The 16,484-nt window shown below is 58.5% G+C and carries 18 protein-coding genes; 6 read left to right on the forward strand and 12 right to left on the reverse strand.

From position 1 onward, the window contains the following. The first annotated feature begins 124 nt into the window (after positions 1–124). The 4 genes from GAL_RS10455 to aat all read left to right on the forward strand — a co-directional run bounded on the left by GAL_RS10455 (position 125) and on the right by aat (position 3,437). A complete protein-coding gene (locus GAL_RS10455) occupies positions 125–661 on the forward strand; it encodes a LuxR C-terminal-related transcriptional regulator (RefSeq protein ID WP_024097552.1) in 537 nt (178 codons plus the stop codon). A 160-nt stretch (positions 662–821) separates the two neighbouring features. Further along, complete coding sequence (gene accB / locus GAL_RS10460) at positions 822–1,325, forward strand: acetyl-CoA carboxylase biotin carboxyl carrier protein (protein ID WP_024097553.1); 504 nt, start codon at positions 822–824, stop codon at positions 1,323–1,325. 9 nt (positions 1,326–1,334) lie between these two features. Continuing rightward, positions 1,335–2,687, forward strand: coding sequence for an acetyl-CoA carboxylase biotin carboxylase subunit (accC, locus tag GAL_RS10465; protein WP_024097554.1), 1,353 nt, complete (start codon positions 1,335–1,337; stop codon positions 2,685–2,687). Positions 2,688–2,804: 117 nt separating this feature from the next. Then, positions 2,805–3,437, forward strand: coding sequence for a leucyl/phenylalanyl-tRNA--protein transferase (gene aat / locus GAL_RS10470; protein ID WP_024097555.1), 633 nt, complete (start codon positions 2,805–2,807; stop codon positions 3,435–3,437). Here the strand turns inward: aat and GAL_RS10475 are convergent. From GAL_RS10475 to GAL_RS10485, 3 genes are all read right to left on the reverse strand, one after another. After that, positions 3,401–3,763, reverse strand: a complete 363-nt coding sequence (locus tag GAL_RS10475; RefSeq protein ID WP_024097556.1) for a DUF2155 domain-containing protein — start codon at positions 3,761–3,763, stop codon at positions 3,401–3,403. The genes aat and GAL_RS10475 overlap by 37 nt on opposite strands. Further along, on the reverse strand, positions 3,763–4,215 hold the full coding sequence (gene mlaD / locus GAL_RS10480) for an outer membrane lipid asymmetry maintenance protein MlaD (protein ID WP_014874383.1): 453 nt from the start codon (positions 4,213–4,215) through the stop codon (positions 3,763–3,765). The genes GAL_RS10475 and mlaD overlap by 1 nt, the downstream gene beginning before the upstream one ends. A 94-nt stretch (positions 4,216–4,309) precedes the next feature. Beyond that, on the reverse strand, positions 4,310–4,696 hold the full coding sequence (locus GAL_RS10485) for an NADH:ubiquinone oxidoreductase subunit NDUFA12 (RefSeq protein WP_014874382.1): 387 nt from the start codon (positions 4,694–4,696) through the stop codon (positions 4,310–4,312). 172 nt (positions 4,697–4,868) lie between these two features. Between GAL_RS10485 and GAL_RS10490 the strand changes: the two genes are divergently transcribed. Then, positions 4,869–5,156, forward strand: coding sequence for a hypothetical protein (locus tag GAL_RS10490; protein ID WP_024097558.1), 288 nt, complete (start codon positions 4,869–4,871; stop codon positions 5,154–5,156). A 27-nt stretch (positions 5,157–5,183) separates the two neighbouring features. Here the strand turns inward: GAL_RS10490 and GAL_RS10495 are convergent, their stop codons facing one another. The 3 genes from GAL_RS10495 to GAL_RS10505 all read right to left on the reverse strand — a co-directional run bounded on the left by GAL_RS10495 (position 5,184) and on the right by GAL_RS10505 (position 7,677). Then, positions 5,184–5,543 (reverse strand): RidA family protein, encoded by a 360-nt coding sequence (locus GAL_RS10495; RefSeq protein ID WP_024097559.1) that lies wholly within the window; start codon positions 5,541–5,543, stop codon positions 5,184–5,186. 92 nt (positions 5,544–5,635) lie between these two features. Continuing rightward, the gene (gene clpX, locus GAL_RS10500) at positions 5,636–6,904 is read right to left on the reverse strand and encodes an ATP-dependent Clp protease ATP-binding subunit ClpX (protein WP_024097560.1); all 1,269 of its coding nucleotides are present in this window, start codon (positions 6,902–6,904) and stop codon (positions 5,636–5,638) included. 140 nt (positions 6,905–7,044) lie between these two features. Then, the gene (locus GAL_RS10505) at positions 7,045–7,677 is read right to left on the reverse strand and encodes an ATP-dependent Clp protease proteolytic subunit (protein ID WP_024097561.1); all 633 of its coding nucleotides are present in this window, start codon (positions 7,675–7,677) and stop codon (positions 7,045–7,047) included. Positions 7,678–7,951: 274 nt separating this feature from the next. Between GAL_RS10505 and GAL_RS10510 the strand changes: the two genes are divergently transcribed. Then, positions 7,952–8,959 (forward strand): GlxA family transcriptional regulator, encoded by a 1,008-nt coding sequence (locus GAL_RS10510; RefSeq protein ID WP_024097562.1) that lies wholly within the window; start codon positions 7,952–7,954, stop codon positions 8,957–8,959. 35 nt (positions 8,960–8,994) lie between these two features. On the opposite strand, the gene GAL_RS10515 is transcribed toward GAL_RS10510, so the two are convergent. The 6 genes from GAL_RS10515 to soxA form a co-directional block, all read right to left on the reverse strand. Continuing rightward, on the reverse strand, positions 8,995–9,735 hold the full coding sequence (locus GAL_RS10515) for a lytic murein transglycosylase (RefSeq protein WP_244462757.1): 741 nt from the start codon (positions 9,733–9,735) through the stop codon (positions 8,995–8,997). 255 nt (positions 9,736–9,990) lie between these two features. Next, entirely contained in the window at positions 9,991–11,241 is a 1,251-nt protein-coding gene (locus GAL_RS10520; RefSeq protein ID WP_024097564.1) for an Hsp70 family protein, read from the reverse strand. 169 nt (positions 11,242–11,410) lie between these two features. After that, entirely contained in the window at positions 11,411–12,460 is a 1,050-nt protein-coding gene (locus GAL_RS10525) for a c-type cytochrome (protein WP_024097565.1), read from the reverse strand. Then, entirely contained in the window at positions 12,444–13,715 is a 1,272-nt protein-coding gene (gene soxC / locus GAL_RS10530) for a sulfite dehydrogenase (protein ID WP_024097566.1), read from the reverse strand. The genes GAL_RS10525 and soxC overlap by 17 nt, the downstream gene beginning before the upstream one ends. A 75-nt stretch (positions 13,716–13,790) precedes the next feature. Further along, positions 13,791–15,488 carry a thiosulfohydrolase SoxB gene (gene soxB, locus GAL_RS10535; RefSeq protein ID WP_024097567.1) on the reverse strand — a complete coding sequence of 566 codons (1,698 nt, stop codon included), beginning with the start codon at positions 15,486–15,488 and terminating at the stop codon, positions 13,791–13,793. A gap of 98 nt (positions 15,489–15,586) precedes the next feature. Next, positions 15,587–16,438 carry a sulfur oxidation c-type cytochrome SoxA gene (gene soxA / locus GAL_RS10540; RefSeq protein ID WP_024097568.1) on the reverse strand — a complete coding sequence of 284 codons (852 nt, stop codon included), beginning with the start codon at positions 16,436–16,438 and terminating at the stop codon, positions 15,587–15,589. Between the last annotated feature and the right edge of the window lie 46 nt (positions 16,439–16,484).

Here is a 16,484-nt window from a genome sequence, read left to right on the forward strand (position 1 = left end):
CCCTTTTTTACCCCCTCTGCCGCGGAGGGCCCCGACAGTTTTTAAGGCGCTGCTCAGTACACAGCTATTGATTTGAACACTGAATTCGCTTTGCTTTGCGTCGGAACAGCGGTTATCTGCCCCCATGACCGATCTCGCCTTTGAATTTGCGCCGGTTGGGCTGGCTCTGCTCGACCAACGGGTGATCCAGCGTTGTAACCAGCAGTTTGCCGAAACCTTTGGGGGTGACAGCGGCAGTTATGTCGGCCTGCCCATCGCAGAGCTTTACCCCAGTCAGGAAGACTTCCAGCGGATTGGCGACCGGCTGCAACAGCCCGACGCCCAGTCGGGGCATTATAACGACGAACGGATCATGCGCCGCCGCACCGGAGATCTGTTCTGGTGCCGGGTGCGCGGTCGCTCCCTGACGCCGGATCAGCATTTTCGCAGCGGTGTCTGGAGTTTCGCCGACATCTCGGACGACCGGCCTGTGGTCAGCCTGACGCCACGCGAGCGTGATGTGGCAATTCTGACCTGTCGCGGACTTTCAGCCAAAGAAATCGGCGCTGAGCTGAACCTGTCCTATCGCACAATCGAAACCCACCGGGCGCATCTTCTGGTCAAATTCTCCGCCCGCAAACTGCCCGAACTGGTGGCGAAACTGACCGGAATGCCGCTCTGAACACAGATCCGCACCGCAAGATTGCAAATCAGCTCAAGGGCGCCCATGTTAGCGTCCATATTGTCAGCGCTTTCCTTGTGGTAAAGCATACCCTATAAGCGCCTTCAAATCTTATGCCCGCAGGGTTTTGCGGGCCTGTCGGAACCGGCTGAGGACAAAAATGACAAATAAGACCCACGAAGCAGACGTATCCTTCATCAAAGCGCTGGCGGAACTGCTGCGCGACAATGATCTGACCGAATTGCAGGTGAAGCGTGACTACGGCGAGGATGACAGCCTGAATGTGCGTGTGTCACGCCAGATGATGGCCGCACCTGCCCCCGTGCAGGCATATGCAGCCCCGGCGCCTGTTGCTGCCGCTCCCGCAGCTCCAGCGGCGGCGGCTCCCGCCGCAGCACCTGCCGCCGCCAACGAAGACCCGGCAAGCCATCCCGGCGCCGTGCCCTCCCCGATGGTCGGCACCGTTTACACCCAGCCCGAACCCGGCGCGCCAACCTTTGTAAAGGTAGGTGATCAGGTGGCCGAAGGCGATACGTTGCTGATCGTCGAAGCCATGAAGACCATGAACCACATTCCGGCACCCAAGGCCGGTACCATCAAGCGTATCCTCGTCGAAGACGGCGCAGCGGTCGAATTCGGAACACCGCTGGTCATCATCGAGTAAGGGTCCACCATGTTTGACAAGATCCTGATTGCCAACCGCGGTGAGATCGCCCTGCGCGTGATCCGTGCCTGCCGGGAAATGGGCATCCAGTCGGTTGCCGTACATTCCACCGCAGACGCTGATGCCATGCATGTGCGCATGGCCGACGAATCCGTCTGTATCGGCCCTCCCTCCGGGACACAAAGCTACCTGTCGATCCCCGCGATTATCTCCGCCTGTGAGATCACCGGCGCGCAGGCGATCCACCCCGGCTATGGCTTCCTGTCGGAAAACGCCAACTTCGTGCAGATCGTGGAGGATCACGGCCTCACCTTTATCGGTCCGACCGCCGAACACATCCGCATCATGGGTGACAAGATCACCGCGAAGGACACGATGAAGGATCTGGGCGTCCCTTGTGTACCCGGTTCTGACGGCGGTGTGCCAGATCTGGATACCGCCAAGAAGATTGGCGAAGAGATCGGCTATCCGGTCATCATCAAGGCGACAGCTGGTGGTGGCGGACGCGGCATGAAGGTGGCGAAAACCGCTGCAGACATGGAGCAGGCCTTCATGACCGCGCGCGCCGAGGGCAAGGCTGCCTTTGGCAACGATGAGGTCTATATCGAAAAGTACCTGACCACGCCGCGTCACATCGAGATTCAGGTCTTCGGCGATGGCAAGGGCAAGGCCGTGCATCTGGGGGAACGGGATTGTTCGCTTCAGCGCCGCCATCAGAAGGTGTTCGAGGAGGCCCCCGGCCCCTGCATCACCCCTGAGGAACGTGCACGTATCGGCAAGACCTGCGCCGATGCTGTGGCCAAGATCAACTATATCGGCGCCGGCACCATTGAGTTCCTCTATGAAAACGGTGAGTTCTATTTCATCGAGATGAACACCCGCCTTCAGGTGGAACATCCGGTGACCGAAGGTATCTTTGGTGTCGATCTGGTGCGCGAGCAGATCCGCGTGGCCGAGGGGCTGCCTATGTCCTTCAGCCAGGACGACCTGGAGATCAACGGTCACTCCATCGAAGTGCGGATCAACGCAGAAAAACTGCCGAACTTCGCACCCTGCCCCGGTAAAATCACCCAGTATCACGCCCCCGGCGGGCTGGGCGTGCGCATGGATTCGGCGCTTTACGATGGCTATTCGATCCCGCCCTATTACGACAGCCTGATCGGCAAGCTGATCGTGCATGGTCGCGACCGGCCTGAGGCCTTGGCGCGTCTGAGCCGGGCTCTGGGTGAGCTGATCGTGGATGGTGTCGACACCACCGTACCGCTGTTCCACGCGCTGCTTGAGGAAAAAGACATCCACACCGGTGAGTATAATATTCACTGGTTAGAGCACTGGTTGGAAACCAACCTCGGCAACGCCTAAGAGATCGGGGCGGTCCAATCGGGCCGCCCTCTTTGACTGTTTTTGTCACTGGTCAAACCACGACGCGATGCTTTTTTCCAGTTCCGCCACTGCCCACTCCCGTTTTAGATTAACGCCATGACCCTCACGCCAGACCTGCTGCTGCACGCCTATTCTGTCGGCGTCTTTCCCATGGCTGAAAGCCGGGATGACCCGGAGGTGTTCTGGGTGGATCCCAAGCGGCGTGGCGTCTTCCCCATTGGCGGCTTTCACCTATCACGATCCCTGACCAAAACCCTGCGTCGGGGCGGGTATCAGATCGCAGTAAACCGGGATTTTGCAGCTGTGCTGGACGCTTGCGCAGACCGCGAAGAAACCTGGATCAACCCTGAAATCCGCGCCAGGTACATTGACCTTCACAATCAGAGCAACGCCCATTCGCTTGAGGTCTACCATGCTGGCGTGCTGACGGGCGGCGTTTATGGTGTGGTCCTGGGTGGCGCGTTTTTTGGTGAGAGTATGTTCTCACGGCGGCGGGACGCATCCAAAATCGCACTGGCATATCTGATGGACCGTTTGCAACAGACCGGGTTCATGCTCTGCGATACGCAATTTCTAACGCCACACCTGGCTTCGCTCGGGGCGATCGAAATCACCAGGGCAAGCTACCGCCGTCAATTGCGCGACGCACTGGATATCGCGGCAGACTTCACTGACGCTGAGCTGCCCGATCCTCAGGTGCTGGTGCAGCGCATGACCCAAACGTCATAACGGCTGTGGTCCAGCGCATTCAGCGCCGGGCTTGAGGCGATCATCCAACCGTCAAAATACACTGTGGCATCATTGGGGTTGCGCACGGTCAGATAAGCATAGGCATCACCCGTCGGGTTGTCCGCAGGATAGCGGCATTCCCGCAGACTGACGATCACACCAAAAATTTCCGCGCTGCCACCGACAGGAATTTCCAGATCCTGTGTCTGACCGTTGACCTTGTCGAGACCACGCAGAACAGCCGAACTGCCGGTCTCCGCAGCACCCTGCGCCGAGGCGGTGCCAATGCACAATCCGCATGCCAAGACTGCCGAGAGGAGACGCATCAGCCTTCGTCCCCGCCACCTGCAACGAACTTCACCAGAAGCGAGATCAGACTGACCGCGCCTTGAGTATCTTCCACCGCATCACCTGCTTCAAAGGCAAACGGCGATCCGCCCGGCATTACCTCGACAAAATTGCCACCCAACAGACCTTCGGAAGAAATCACCACCGCGCTGTCATCCGGGATCTCAATCCCATCCTTCACCGAAAACCGCGTGTCCGCACGGAAGGTTTGTGGGTTCAGATCAACCCCGGTCACGGTGCCAATCTTGACACCTGCAAGGCGCACATCAGTGCCGATGCTGACGCCCTCCAGTGAGCGGAAGGAGGCGTTGAGTTCATAGCTTGATCCGGCTCGAGACAGACCCGCAGCCTGCCCCGCATAGACGGCAAATCCGATTGCTGCGGCCAGAACCAGCCCACCTGCCAGAACCTCTGTAGTGTTATGCGACATGCTGTTTCAGCCCCTGCCCTTGGATGGGTCGGCGTTCCTGCCAACCGATCAGCGCCATCTCCCGGCGCTGCTGTCTCACATGGATAGGCCGGACTTATTCCGGCGACCACGCCTCATAGTCGCTGCGTTCCTTCGGGGCGCCTGCGGCCCGGATCGACCCGGCCGGCGCATAGGCCAGCATGGTGCCGGTCAGGTTTTCCTGATGCGGCTTTTCCCAGGATTTATGCGCAAGCGGTTTTTCCGACGGGACTTCGTCAAAGGTGCGGTGTAGCCAGCCGTGCCAATCCGCGCCAATACGGGAGGCCTCAACCTCACCGTTGAACATCACCCAGCGCTTGCTGTCATCGGCATTGCGGTAAAACACGTTGCCCTGATCGTCTTCGCCCACCTTGAGCCCCTTACGGGCGGTGAAAATACGCGTATTCAAGGTCGAGCCGTTCCACCAGGTTACGGCCCGCAAGAGAGAGTTCAGGATTCCCATCGGTTCCTCCGAAAATTTCGCTTCTGATATGGCGCAATTTGCCGCCAAGGTCCAGACACGCCGCACCCGCCCGTGGGGATTGTCGCAAAACTTCTTGGACAATTGCACACTCGGGCCACAATTGCGGCTCATGTTGACCTCGAAATCTTAACATCCGATAGCGAGGCCGCGCGTGCGTTTCATCCTTTCTCTTGTCGCGACCCTTATCGTCACTGTTGCGGTTCTGGATCTCTTGCAAGTGACCAACCTGATGACCCTCGGCAACCGCGTCCACCGGGGGGCAAAGACGATCAGCGTTGCCAAACCCGAAGGAGGAGACTGGCAGCAGATGAGAGACAAAACACTGAAAGCCGCGAAACACATGCTGGGGCTGGATACCGAGCCGGAGAAAAGCGAATTGGAGCAGTTGATGGAGCGACGGCGCAAGGAAACCGCACCGATGCAGACATTTCAATTCTAACACCCCGCTCGCGTGTCAGAGTTCCCCTCAGCCCCGCGCCAGCGCTGTCACTTCGATCTCGATCCGAAATTTGGGGTCGATCAACCCGCATTCAATCATCGTGGCCGCCGGCGGATTGTCACCAAAGGTCTGCGCCAACAACGGCCAGCAGGGTTCGAATTCTGCCCGGTCCGGCAGGTAGTAATTCACCCGCACCACATCGGCGAAACTGCTGCCGGTCTCAGCCAAGGCAGCAGCAACGGTGTCGAGCGCCGATTTGCATTGCGCGACCACGTCATCCCCCTGCCCCACGGTCCCAGCGACATGCACAAACCCGCCCGCGACCACCGCGCGGCAGTAACCAATCTTGGCCTCAAATTCACCACCTGAGGAGATACGTTTGATCATCAAAACTGCCCTTCGACATAGAAAGACGACGCAGGTTTCCCTGCGCCGCCTGAAATCAATCGTCACGTGTTAAACACGTGTCGCCTTTAAGTTCAGCCCGCTGTGGCCGGCTCTTTTTCAGCGTCTGCGTGGATCATCAGCGGCTGCGCATCGGAGGTCACGGCCTCTTCATTCACGACCACTTTTTCGACGCTGTCCATTCCTGGCAACTCAAACATGGTGTTGAGCAGGATATCTTCCAGAATTGAGCGCAGACCGCGCGCACCGGTTTTACGTTCAATCGCTTTGTTCGCAATCGCGCTCAGGGCTTCCTCGGTGAAGTCCAACTCGGTGTCTTCCAGCTCGAACAGACGTTGATACTGTTTGACCAGAGCATTCTTCGGCTTGGTCAAAATGGTGATCAGCGCGTCCTCATCCAGATCTTCCAGCGTTGCCAGTACCGGCAGGCGGCCGACGAATTCCGGGATCAGACCGAATTTCAGCAGATCTTCCGGCTCCAGATCCTTGAAGGTCTCACCAACGCCCGCGTCGCTGTCATCCCGCACATCCGCACCAAAGCCCATAGCAGAGCCTTTACCGCGCTGTTTGATGATCTTGTCCAGACCGGCAAAAGCGCCACCACAGATGAACAAGATATTGGTGGTGTCAACTTGCAGGAATTCCTGCTGCGGATGCTTGCGCCCGCCCTGTGGCGGCACGGAGGCAACGGTGCCCTCCATCAGTTTCAGCAGGGCTTGCTGTACACCCTCGCCCGACACATCGCGGGTGATAGAGGGGTTTTCTGACTTGCGGGTGATCTTGTCGACCTCGTCAATATAGACAATGCCGCGCTGTGCGCGCTCGACGTTATATTCCGACGCCTGCAACAGCTTCAGAATGATGTTCTCCACGTCTTCACCGACATACCCCGCCTCAGTGAGGGTGGTGGCATCGGCCATCGTGAAGGGCACATCCAGGATCCGCGCCAGCGTCTGCGCCAGCAGCGTCTTGCCGCAACCAGTAGGACCGATCAACAAGATATTGGATTTCGACAATTCGATATCCGAACCGGCTTTCTGTGCGTGATTCAGGCGTTTGTAGTGGTTGTGCACCGCAACCGACAGCACCCGCTTGGCCATGGCCTGACCGATCACATAGTCGTCCAGAACTTCGCAGATGTCTTTTGGCGTGGGCACACCGTCGGTGGATTTCAGGCCAGAGGCCTTCGTCTCTTCGCGGATGATGTCCATGCACAATTCGACGCATTCGTCGCAGATGAACACGGTTGGGCCCGCAATTAGCTTGCGCACCTCATGCTGGCTCTTGCCGCAGAAGCTGCAATATAGCGTGTTCTTGCTGTCGCCGCTTGAGTTCGTTGCCATGGTCTACCTTTCCGTCCGGGGCGTGCATGCGCCTCCTGCGCCACCCGTAATATTGGCAGCTTATGCCACCGGCACAGCCGCCACAATCGCAAAGTGTGCCCCGATGATGACAGGGCACACTTGTCAGCTCACACCGTGGATCAGCTGTCCTCTTGGTCCAGCTTGCTGCGGTTTTCGACAATTTCGTCGATCAGACCGAAGTCTTTTGCATCCTCAGGCGACATGAAGTTGTCACGCTCCAGCGCGTCAACGATCTTGTCATATTCCTGACCGGTGTGCTTGACGTAGATCTCATTCAGGCGCTTCTTCAGCTTCAGCGTCTCCTCGGCGTGGATCATTATATCCGTCGCCTGTCCCTGAAAGCCACCTGAGGGCTGGTGTACCATCACGCGGCTGTTGGGCAGCGAGAAGCGCATCCCGGCCTCGCCAGCGGTCAAAAGGAGCGATCCCATGGAGGCCGCCTGACCAATCACCAGCGTCGAAACCTTCGGCTTGATGTACTGCATTGTGTCATAGATCGACAGGCCGGAGGTCACAACGCCGCCGGGGCTGTTGATATACATCGAAATCTCTTTCGACGGGTTTTCCGCTTCAAGGTGCAGCAGCTGTGCAACGATGAGCGAGCTCATCCCGTCGTGGACCGGACCATTCAGAAAAATGATCCGCTCCTTCAGCAGGCGGGAAAAGATATCATAGGCGCGTTCGCCGCGGCTGGTCTGTTCCACCACCATCGGCACCAGCGTGTTCATGTATGTTTCTCTTGGATCGACCATATTGACCTGCCTGCTTTGGATTGTGTCGGCATCATAGCCGACTGAGTATTACCTGAGTCTTAGTGCCGGCACATTTGGGCTGCAAGGGGCGGCGATTGTTTTTGCTTTCCGCTGTGGTCACCCCTGGACGGGCGGCGGCGATGGCGCAAACAGTCCTGTCGGCGTCGAAAACCGCTGTCTCGCCGTCGCAAACCGTTGGATGCAAACCGTAGATCGGAGTTAACTAGCATAGATCACAGACCCAACCGAAACCGGCGTGTTACAGGTTCCCCACATGATCGATGATTATTTTGTGCAAAAAGGGGCTTCGGCCAATCTGACCATCCCTTTTGACGGGGAGCCTCAGGATTTCTATTTCCTGTTGTTACCTAAGGCGACCATGTTGCCCATTGCGGCTGCTGTTGAACCACTGCGCATTGCCAATCAGGTCACCAACACACAGCTCTATCGCTGGTATGTGATGACGCCCGACGGCGCGCCAATCCAATGTTCCAATGGGATGACCATCACCCCCGATCTGCCGATGGGACCGCTGCCGGGGGACGCCCTGGCCTTTGTCTGCTCCGGTGTGGAGCCGCAAAATGCCGCTAGCGACGCGGTGCTGAACTGGCTCAGACGCGAACGCCGTTTTGGCCGCTCCATCGGCGGGATCTGCACCGGCGCCTTTGCTCTGGCGCAGGCTGGACTTCTGGGCGAGCATCGCTTCACCCTCCATTGGGAAAACCAGCCCGGGTTTGTCGAACGCTACCCGGATTTACTGCCCTCCCCACGTATCTTTGAGATCAGCGATACGCTGATGACCTGTGGCGGCGGCAATGCAGCCACGGATATGATGCTGAACCTGATCGAAGACCGCCACGGCAAGCAGTTGGCGATCATCGTGGCCGATATGTGCCTGCATGTGCGCACCGGCGGTCAGAGTACGCCGCAGAAATCCAACTATGCTGTTGCCATTGGCAGCCGCAATCAGCGCTTGTTGAATGCGCTGCAACTGATGCAGGAATCGATTGAGGAACCGCTGTCCATCGGGGAGCTGTGTGATCGGCTGGACATTTCGCGCCGCCAGCTGGAACGGCTGTTTGCCCGTTATCTGGATCAAAGTCCGATGCATGTCTATTTTGACATGCGCCTCAGCCATGCGTTTGCGCTGATGAATGAAACATCGATGTCCGTCACGGAGATCGCGCTGGCGTCCGGGTTCAACAGTGCCACGCATTTTTCGCGCCAGTTCAAACGCAAATTCGGCGCCAGCCCACATTTCTTCCGCAAAGGCTGGAACTAAACAGACCTTGCGGTAACAGCTATTATTTGGCCCAGTCAGCCGTCGATCTTGCGCCCCATGATTGCCAAGGACTGCTGGTAGACCGTCGCCGCATTCCATTGTTTCAGGACCTTATAATTCGGCTCGCCCTGCTGATAGCCACGTCCCGGCTTCCAGCCTTTCTTGCGCAGAAAATAGGCAGTTGAAGCCAGCGCATCGCCCATGTTGTAGAAATCCACACGCCCGTTGCCGTCCCAGTCGACACCATAGTTCAGCGCATTGCCGGGCAAAAACTGAGTATGGCCCAGCTCGCCATGTTTGGCCCCTTTGGTCGCGCCGGTGATCGCGCCACGATCCACCAGTTTCAGCGCGCCAATCGCATGGGGCTTGAAGAACTCGGAGCGGCGGCAATCATAGGTCAGTGTCACGATGGCAGAGACCACCTGACTGTCCCCCATGTAGTTGCCAAAGGCGGTTTCCATACCGTGGATGGCAATCAGAATTCCAGCAGGCACCCCGTATTTGCGTTCCAGTGCGGCAAAGAACTCAGCATTGCGCGCCTTACGCTTGCGCCCCTGCGCGATGATCGTATTGGCACCCCGGATCTGCATGAATTTCTCAAGAGAATACCGAAAGCTCTTCTGGTTGCGGTCGGCGGCGATGGTGCGACGGGCATAGGTTGTGTTGGCCAGCGCGTTCAGCCCGGCTTGGCGCACGCCTGCCCGCTTGGCCTCAACGGCGAAGTCGCGTTTCCAGCTGTCAAATCCGGCAGAGGTATTGCCGCAGGTCGCGGCCATAGCGGTGTACGGCAAACCACACAGTAGCGCCGCAGATAGAGTAGCGGCTAACCGTCGCCCTACCCGCCGCTGCACTGTTTCTTTGCCGGTATTAGCCCTGGCAGAATGTGAGAGAGATCTACGAAACAACTGGAAAATCATAAAAACCGGGGTCCAACGCTTGGGAACTGGGTTTTCAGTCTAGCGGATTTCCGCATCAAAACCAGTCACAGGATTTGCGTTTTTCCCCTTGCGCGTTGATGGCCTTCTCGTCGCTCAGACAAAGGCACTGCCTGCAGCCAGCGCCAGACCATCCGCCACCGCCGTCATCGCATTCTCGGTGTAGAGCTCAGCCTCAGGGCAAAGCTGCTGCATCTGCTGCTGAACCCCTCTCAACAGGGCTGAGCCGCCCACCAGCACCACCCGCGAAACCTGATCTGCGCGTAGATCCGCACGCTGCAGGGTTTCGCGCGCGCAGGCCGCAACCTCGGCAATATCACCGCTCAGGCTTTGCTCAAGATCACTGGTGTTCAACGGCACCGACAGGCCCCGTTCGAGCACTTTCAGATCAATCACTGCGCTGCGCTCACCCGGCTGGTTGACCGCAATCTTGCCCCGCTCGACGGCGAAGGCGAGGTCGTGGCCCAGTTCATCCTCCAGCACAGATACCAAGCGCGCCAGTTTTTCCGGCTCCTCGGCATTGCGCGCCAGATCCTGTGCGGCGCGACGGCTATCCGCAGCATAGAGGAATGGGATCATCTGCCAGGTTGCCAGATCGTTGAACAACCGATTGGGTGCAGGCAGGCTGCCACCGCCGAAGCTGTTGCGAATAGCGCTGCCCCGCCCCAAAAGCGGCATAACGTAATCAATGCTCAGTTGTCGGTCAAAATCTGTTCCCCCAAGGCGCACACCATGGGAGGCCAGAATGCGGGTCGTGCCCTCGGTGGTTTGCTCAAACGCGGTGAAATCCGAGGTGCCGCCGCCGATATCGACAATCAGCCCGATGCCGGATTGTGCGCGGGCCGACCTCAAGGCCGCCTCGGGTTCCAGCATGAAGCGCACATCCTCAAACCCCGCCGCCAGATAACAGGCGCGCAGATCCACCTCTGCCTGCGCGTTGCGGCCCGCATCCTTGCTGTGGAACAACACCGGGCGGCCAGAGAGCGCATGGGTGAAGGTCTGACCGGTGGCGGACTCTGCCCGTGTTTTCAGCTCCGCCAGAAAACGCGCGATCACGGTCACGAAATCGACCAGCTCACCGTTCAGCCGCCGTTTTTCATGCATTAATGGGGTGCCCAGCAGGCTTTTGAGGGCGCGCATGAATCGCCCCTCCTCCCCATTGATCAAGGCGCGCGTGGCCGGACGGCCAATGGTCATCCGGCGTTTGTCGAGGTCAAAGAACACCGCCGTCGGCAGCGTGGTTTCCCCAGGCTCCACCTCAACCAGCCAGGGCCGCCCGTTGACAGCAACGCCCGCCGCCGAATTGGAGGTGCCAAAGTCAATGCCAAGAGTATTTGGATGGGTCATGTCGGGCACCTGTCGCTCAGAAAGAACCGGCGTGAGTATCCGAAAGCAGATCTCAAAACAAGGGCATAGCCGCGGGCAATGGCAATCCTTACCTACCAGACAAGAAAACACCCCCGCACCATCCGGTCGCGGGGGTGTCCATGTCAGGGCGTAGATCCACCCATACGGGTTACTCAGCAGCTGCCGATTTCAGATAGGCAATCACCGCTTCAATCTCGGCCTCTTTCTTCAGGCCGGCAAAGGACATCTTGGTGCCCTTCATGTATTTCTTCGGCTTGGCAAGAAACGCGGCGAGTTCCGCCTCGTCCCAGACCAAGCCATCCTCGGCAGCGGCTTTCATCGCTTTTGAGTAGCGGAACCCCTCAACATGGGCCGCCGGCGCGCCAATGATCCCGTTCAGGATCGGACCGGTTTTCGATTTCGCGCCCTCCCCGATCTGGTGGCAGGACTTGCATTTACGAAAGGTCTTCTCGCCCTTGGCGACCAGTTCCGGGTCCAAGGCAACAACGACTTCGGCAGGGACTTCTGCGGGTTGCTCGGCTGCGGTGTCCTCAACCGGTTCGACGTCGGCGAGTGCTTCGGCCCGATCTTCCTCGGGCGTTACATCCAGCACCATGGCGCGCATGGTGATTTCGACGCTGTCCTTGCAGTTCTCCATGCAAGGCTCCGGGTTCCAGAAATGCTTCTCCGCCTCCAGCCGGTCATCCAAGATGAAGCCCTCCACATTGGGAAGCTCCACATCGGCGAAGGTCGCATCCGACAGCACAAATTCATCATCCACCAGATCGTTGGAATAGAGGATATAGGCCACGATGGCATAGACCTCATCCGGGGTCAGCGACTGCGCATCGCCAAACGGCATAGACCGGTTCACATAGTCCCAGGTGGTCGACAGATAGGGCCAGTAGCTGCCCACGGTTTTCAGCGGGTCATCATGATCAAGGGTGTCCTGCCCACCCGCCAGTTTGGGCCAATTGCCGACACCTTCGGCAAAGTCGCCATGGCAGACCGCGCATTTCTCGGCAAAGACCTCCTCGCCGGTGAAGACATCACCTGAGCCTTTGGGCAGGCCGGTGCCATCGGGCGAGACATCCAGATCCCAGGCCGCGATTTCTTCCGGCAAAGCCGGACGGCCAAGGCCGAATTTTTCCGCAGCAGCAGGGACCGCCAGCGCCAACGCAACCGATGTTGCCGCAATAAACTTAGGAAACTTCGACATTTTCCGCCTCCCCACTTGCCTTGACCCACCAGGTCTGGATGGCATTGTTGTGATAGATTGAATTGAGACCGCGTACCTCGCGCAGCTGCGCCTTGGTCGGCTGCACATAGCCCGACGCATCGCGCGCCCGGCTTTGCAGCAGCATTTCAGAGCCGTCCCAATTGGTATCGAGATAAAACCGCGTCAGCGCCTTGTCAGTGCCGGGAGCCGCCAGACGTGCCTCCTGCCAGCTCTTGCCGCCATCTACCGACACATCAACCCCGGTGATCGCACCACGGCCAGACCAGGCCAGACCAGTGATCACCAGCGGTCCCTTACCGTGTGTAATGGGCGATTGCGGGCTGGGGCTGGTGACAACGGATTTCGCATCCATCTCCCAGGTCCATTTACGGCTGGTACCATCGGCAAGCGTATCGGTGTATTTCGAGGTCTCTTCTCGGCTTTCAACCGGTCCCTCCATCACCTCAATCCGGCGCAGCCATTTGATCCACATATTGCCTTCCCAGCCCGGTACCACGAGGCGGACAGGGTAGCCATGTTCCTTGCGCAGCGCCTCGCCATTGGCCTTGAATGCCACCAACACGTCGTCCATCGCCTTTTCCAGCGGGATGGAACGCCCGTTTGAGGAGGCATCCGCCCCCTCCACATAGACCCATTTGCCCTTTGGATTGACCCCGGCCTCCTCCAACAGGGTGCGCAGAGACACGCCGGAATACTCCATATTGTGGATCATACCGTGGGTGAACTGCGCGCCATTGAGCTGCGCCCCGGCCCATTCCATGCCCGAGTTCGCCGCACACTCACAGAAGTAGACCCGGTTTTCGCGCGGGAACCGTTCGAGATCCGCATAGGTGAACACCAAAGGGGTATCGACCAGCCCATTGATCATCAGCCGGTAGTCTTCCTTGTGCAACTCAATCGCGCCGGAGTGGTGGCGTTCAAAAGCGCAGCCCTGCGGCGTAATCGTGCCGTCCAGCGCGTGAATGGGCGTAAAATTGATTGACGAGATGGTATCCGCTGTCAGCCATTCCACATTGCGGCGCACAACGTCGCTTTCATATTCGATCGGCAGCCCATAGGCGGTGGCATCCACCCCATCGCCCAGCCCGGACGCCCAGTCCTGAACCTCGGTGATCAGCGGATCCGGCGTCACAGCCTCAGCAGGGCGCCCTGCCACAGCCCCTGCCCCAACCGCCGCAGCACCGGCCAGAAACTGGCGACGCGAGGGGCTGGCTTGCTTGGGTTTGTCAGTCATATCTGGTTTCTCCTTACATCGAAAAATTCACTTTCGTGAATTCATCAGCGCAAAAAATTTTGGCGGATGCCGGGCTTAAGCGCCCGACACCTGCACGGATGTATTCGGGGACAAGGTAACGGTGCCCATCTTGCGAATATGGTTTTCAACCACATCCCAGATCTGCGGGCCTTCGGTGCCCTCATTCACACTGGCCCAACCAGCAACGATGTAGGTCTTGGCCGGATCAATCGCCTCGCCGGTTTTCAGCAGCGTCATATTGCTGATCCGCTCGCCCTGGGGCTTGGTAATATCAATGTGGTAGCCCATGCCGCCAACCCGCACCATATCGCCGCCCTGCTGGTAATAGGGATCAGGGTTGAAGATGTTGTCGGCCACGTCTTCCATCACCACCTTGAGGAATTCGCCAGTCATCTCATTGCGATAGGCCGCACCGTAACTCATGGAGGTGACGTTCCAGATATCCTCGCGGGTGATATCATCGCCCGGCAACAAGGACGGCCCCCAGCGCACACCGGGCGACAGGGCGATATCGGCCTCCCGCTCGCTCAACAGGGCATCACAGATCAGATCATCCCATGTGCCGTTGAAGTTGCCGCGCCGATACAAAAGCTCATCAGTCTGGCCGACCACTTCTGCCAGCTCTGACGCATAGGGCGCGCGCTGATCGTCAATCAGCTGGCTGATCACCGGATCGGGCGCAATCACGTCGGAGAACACCGGGATCAGCTTATGCCGCAGCCCCATCAACTGACCGTCACGCACGTCAAGATCAACGCGAGAAACAAATTTCCCGTTGGAGCCAGAGGCGATGATATGGGTCTGACCAATCAGCACCGGCTCCGGCAGCGCATCATGGGTATGACCCGACAGGATCACGTCGATGCCGCTAACCACGCCGGCCATTTTCTTATCTACGTCAAACCCGTTGTGGGACAGCACCACGACAACATCCGCACCTGCGGCACGCACCTCGTCCACCATCTCCTGCATATGCTCATCACGGATCCCGAAGGAGTATTCCGGGAACATCCAGCCGGGGTTTGCAATCGGCATATAGGGGAAGGCCTGACCGATCACGGCGACCTTCGCACCACCACGGTCGAAGAACTTATAAGGTTTGAACAGCTCAGCCGGTTCATCCCATTCCGCATCAAAGATATTCTGGCCAAGGGCCGCGAATGGCAGTCCCTCAACAATCTCATTCACCCGGTCCGAACCCAGCGTGAATTCCCAGTGGAAAGTCATCGCGTCCGGCTTCAGCGCGTTCATCACATTGACCATATCCTGGCCTTCGGTGTGATGACAGGTATAGGAACCATGCCAGGTATCGCCACCATCCAGCAGCAGCGCATCGGGGCGGTCGGCGCGGATCGCATTGATGATGGTGGCCACCCGGTCCAGCCCACCGACCCGGCCATAGCCCTGCGCAAGCGACGCAAAATCATTGTAGGTCAGCGCGTAGGCCGAGGGGCTGCCATCGGCGATCCCATAAACCTTGCGGAAGTCCGCACCAGTGATGTGAGGCACATGGCCCTTGTTCTCGCCAACGCCCAGATTGATCGACGGTTCGCGGAAATAGATCGGCTTCAGCTGCGCATGAATATCGGTGACATGGATCAGGCTGATATTGCCATAGGTGTCAAACTGCAAAAGCTGATCCTGTGTCAGCTTCTGCTGGGCGGCCAACCGCCCCCAATGGCCAAAACCGGAGGCACCAACCAGCGCAGAGGCTGCCATCGAGACCTGCAAGAAATCACGCCGCGAGATCATAGGTTCATCTTCCTACTGAGACATACGACATATTCGCATGTTTGAATAAAATAAGTGAAACCGCGCCCCGTATCATCTCTGACACGGGGCGACGGGGATCAGTTCCGAACGGAAGGCGCCTCAACCGACAGCCCATTGCCACGCGACGCAACATAAAGTTCCAGCGCAACAAATTCCGCTGAGCCCGGCTTGTAAGTCTCGGCGCGGGTATCACGCACACAGCCTTTGAAGCGAGCATGGGCGGTGTTCAACTTGGTGTTCTTCAGGCGGTACACCGGGAAACCATTGATCTGCCCCTGGCTCAAGTGGTCGGCGCGGATCATGTTGCCATAGTTGTCCTCATGGCAATTGGCGCAGGAGAGTTCCAGCTGACCCGTGCGGGTGTAGTAGAGCTCTTTGCCCTGCTCCCAGGTGGACTGGGCGGGACCGTCTATGGCCACATTCACCGGCATGCCACGCGATTGCACTGAAATCAGAGCCTCCATGGCCGCCATTTTACCACCAGTGTATTTCCACGTCTCGGCGCCCATCTGGTTTTCACGGCAGTCATTGATCTGCATCGCAAGGGTGCGGATCTCGCCTGCGTCCTCGTTCCATTTGGGATAGACCGCGCGGACACCCGCCATGCTTTCCTCGACGTCGTCGTGACAGGATGCGCAGGATTTCTCCGCAGTGCCCTCAACCTTGGACCAAGTGTCCATGGCCTGATCGACAAACACCATCGCGGGGTTGTCAAAATCATCCATTTGCAGCGCCTGCGTCTCGTCAGAGCGGAAATGCCAGCCCGACATCACCTCGTCCAACGCGTCAGAGACATGGGCAGGTGCAGCGGCCTTGGTGACCATTTCGATCTCTTCGTTGACGACCAGCGTGTCCTCGTCTGCCTCGGCATAAGCCGCGACAGGCAGCGCCATCACCATGGCAATTGCGGTGATTGCCTTGTTGTTCATGTTGTTTCCTCCCTTGGGTGGTCGTCCCGCCCGGCATCCCGGACGG

The organism is Phaeobacter gallaeciensis DSM 26640 (assembly GCF_000511385.1).
Lineage (GTDB): Bacteria > Pseudomonadota > Alphaproteobacteria > Rhodobacterales > Rhodobacteraceae > Phaeobacter > Phaeobacter gallaeciensis.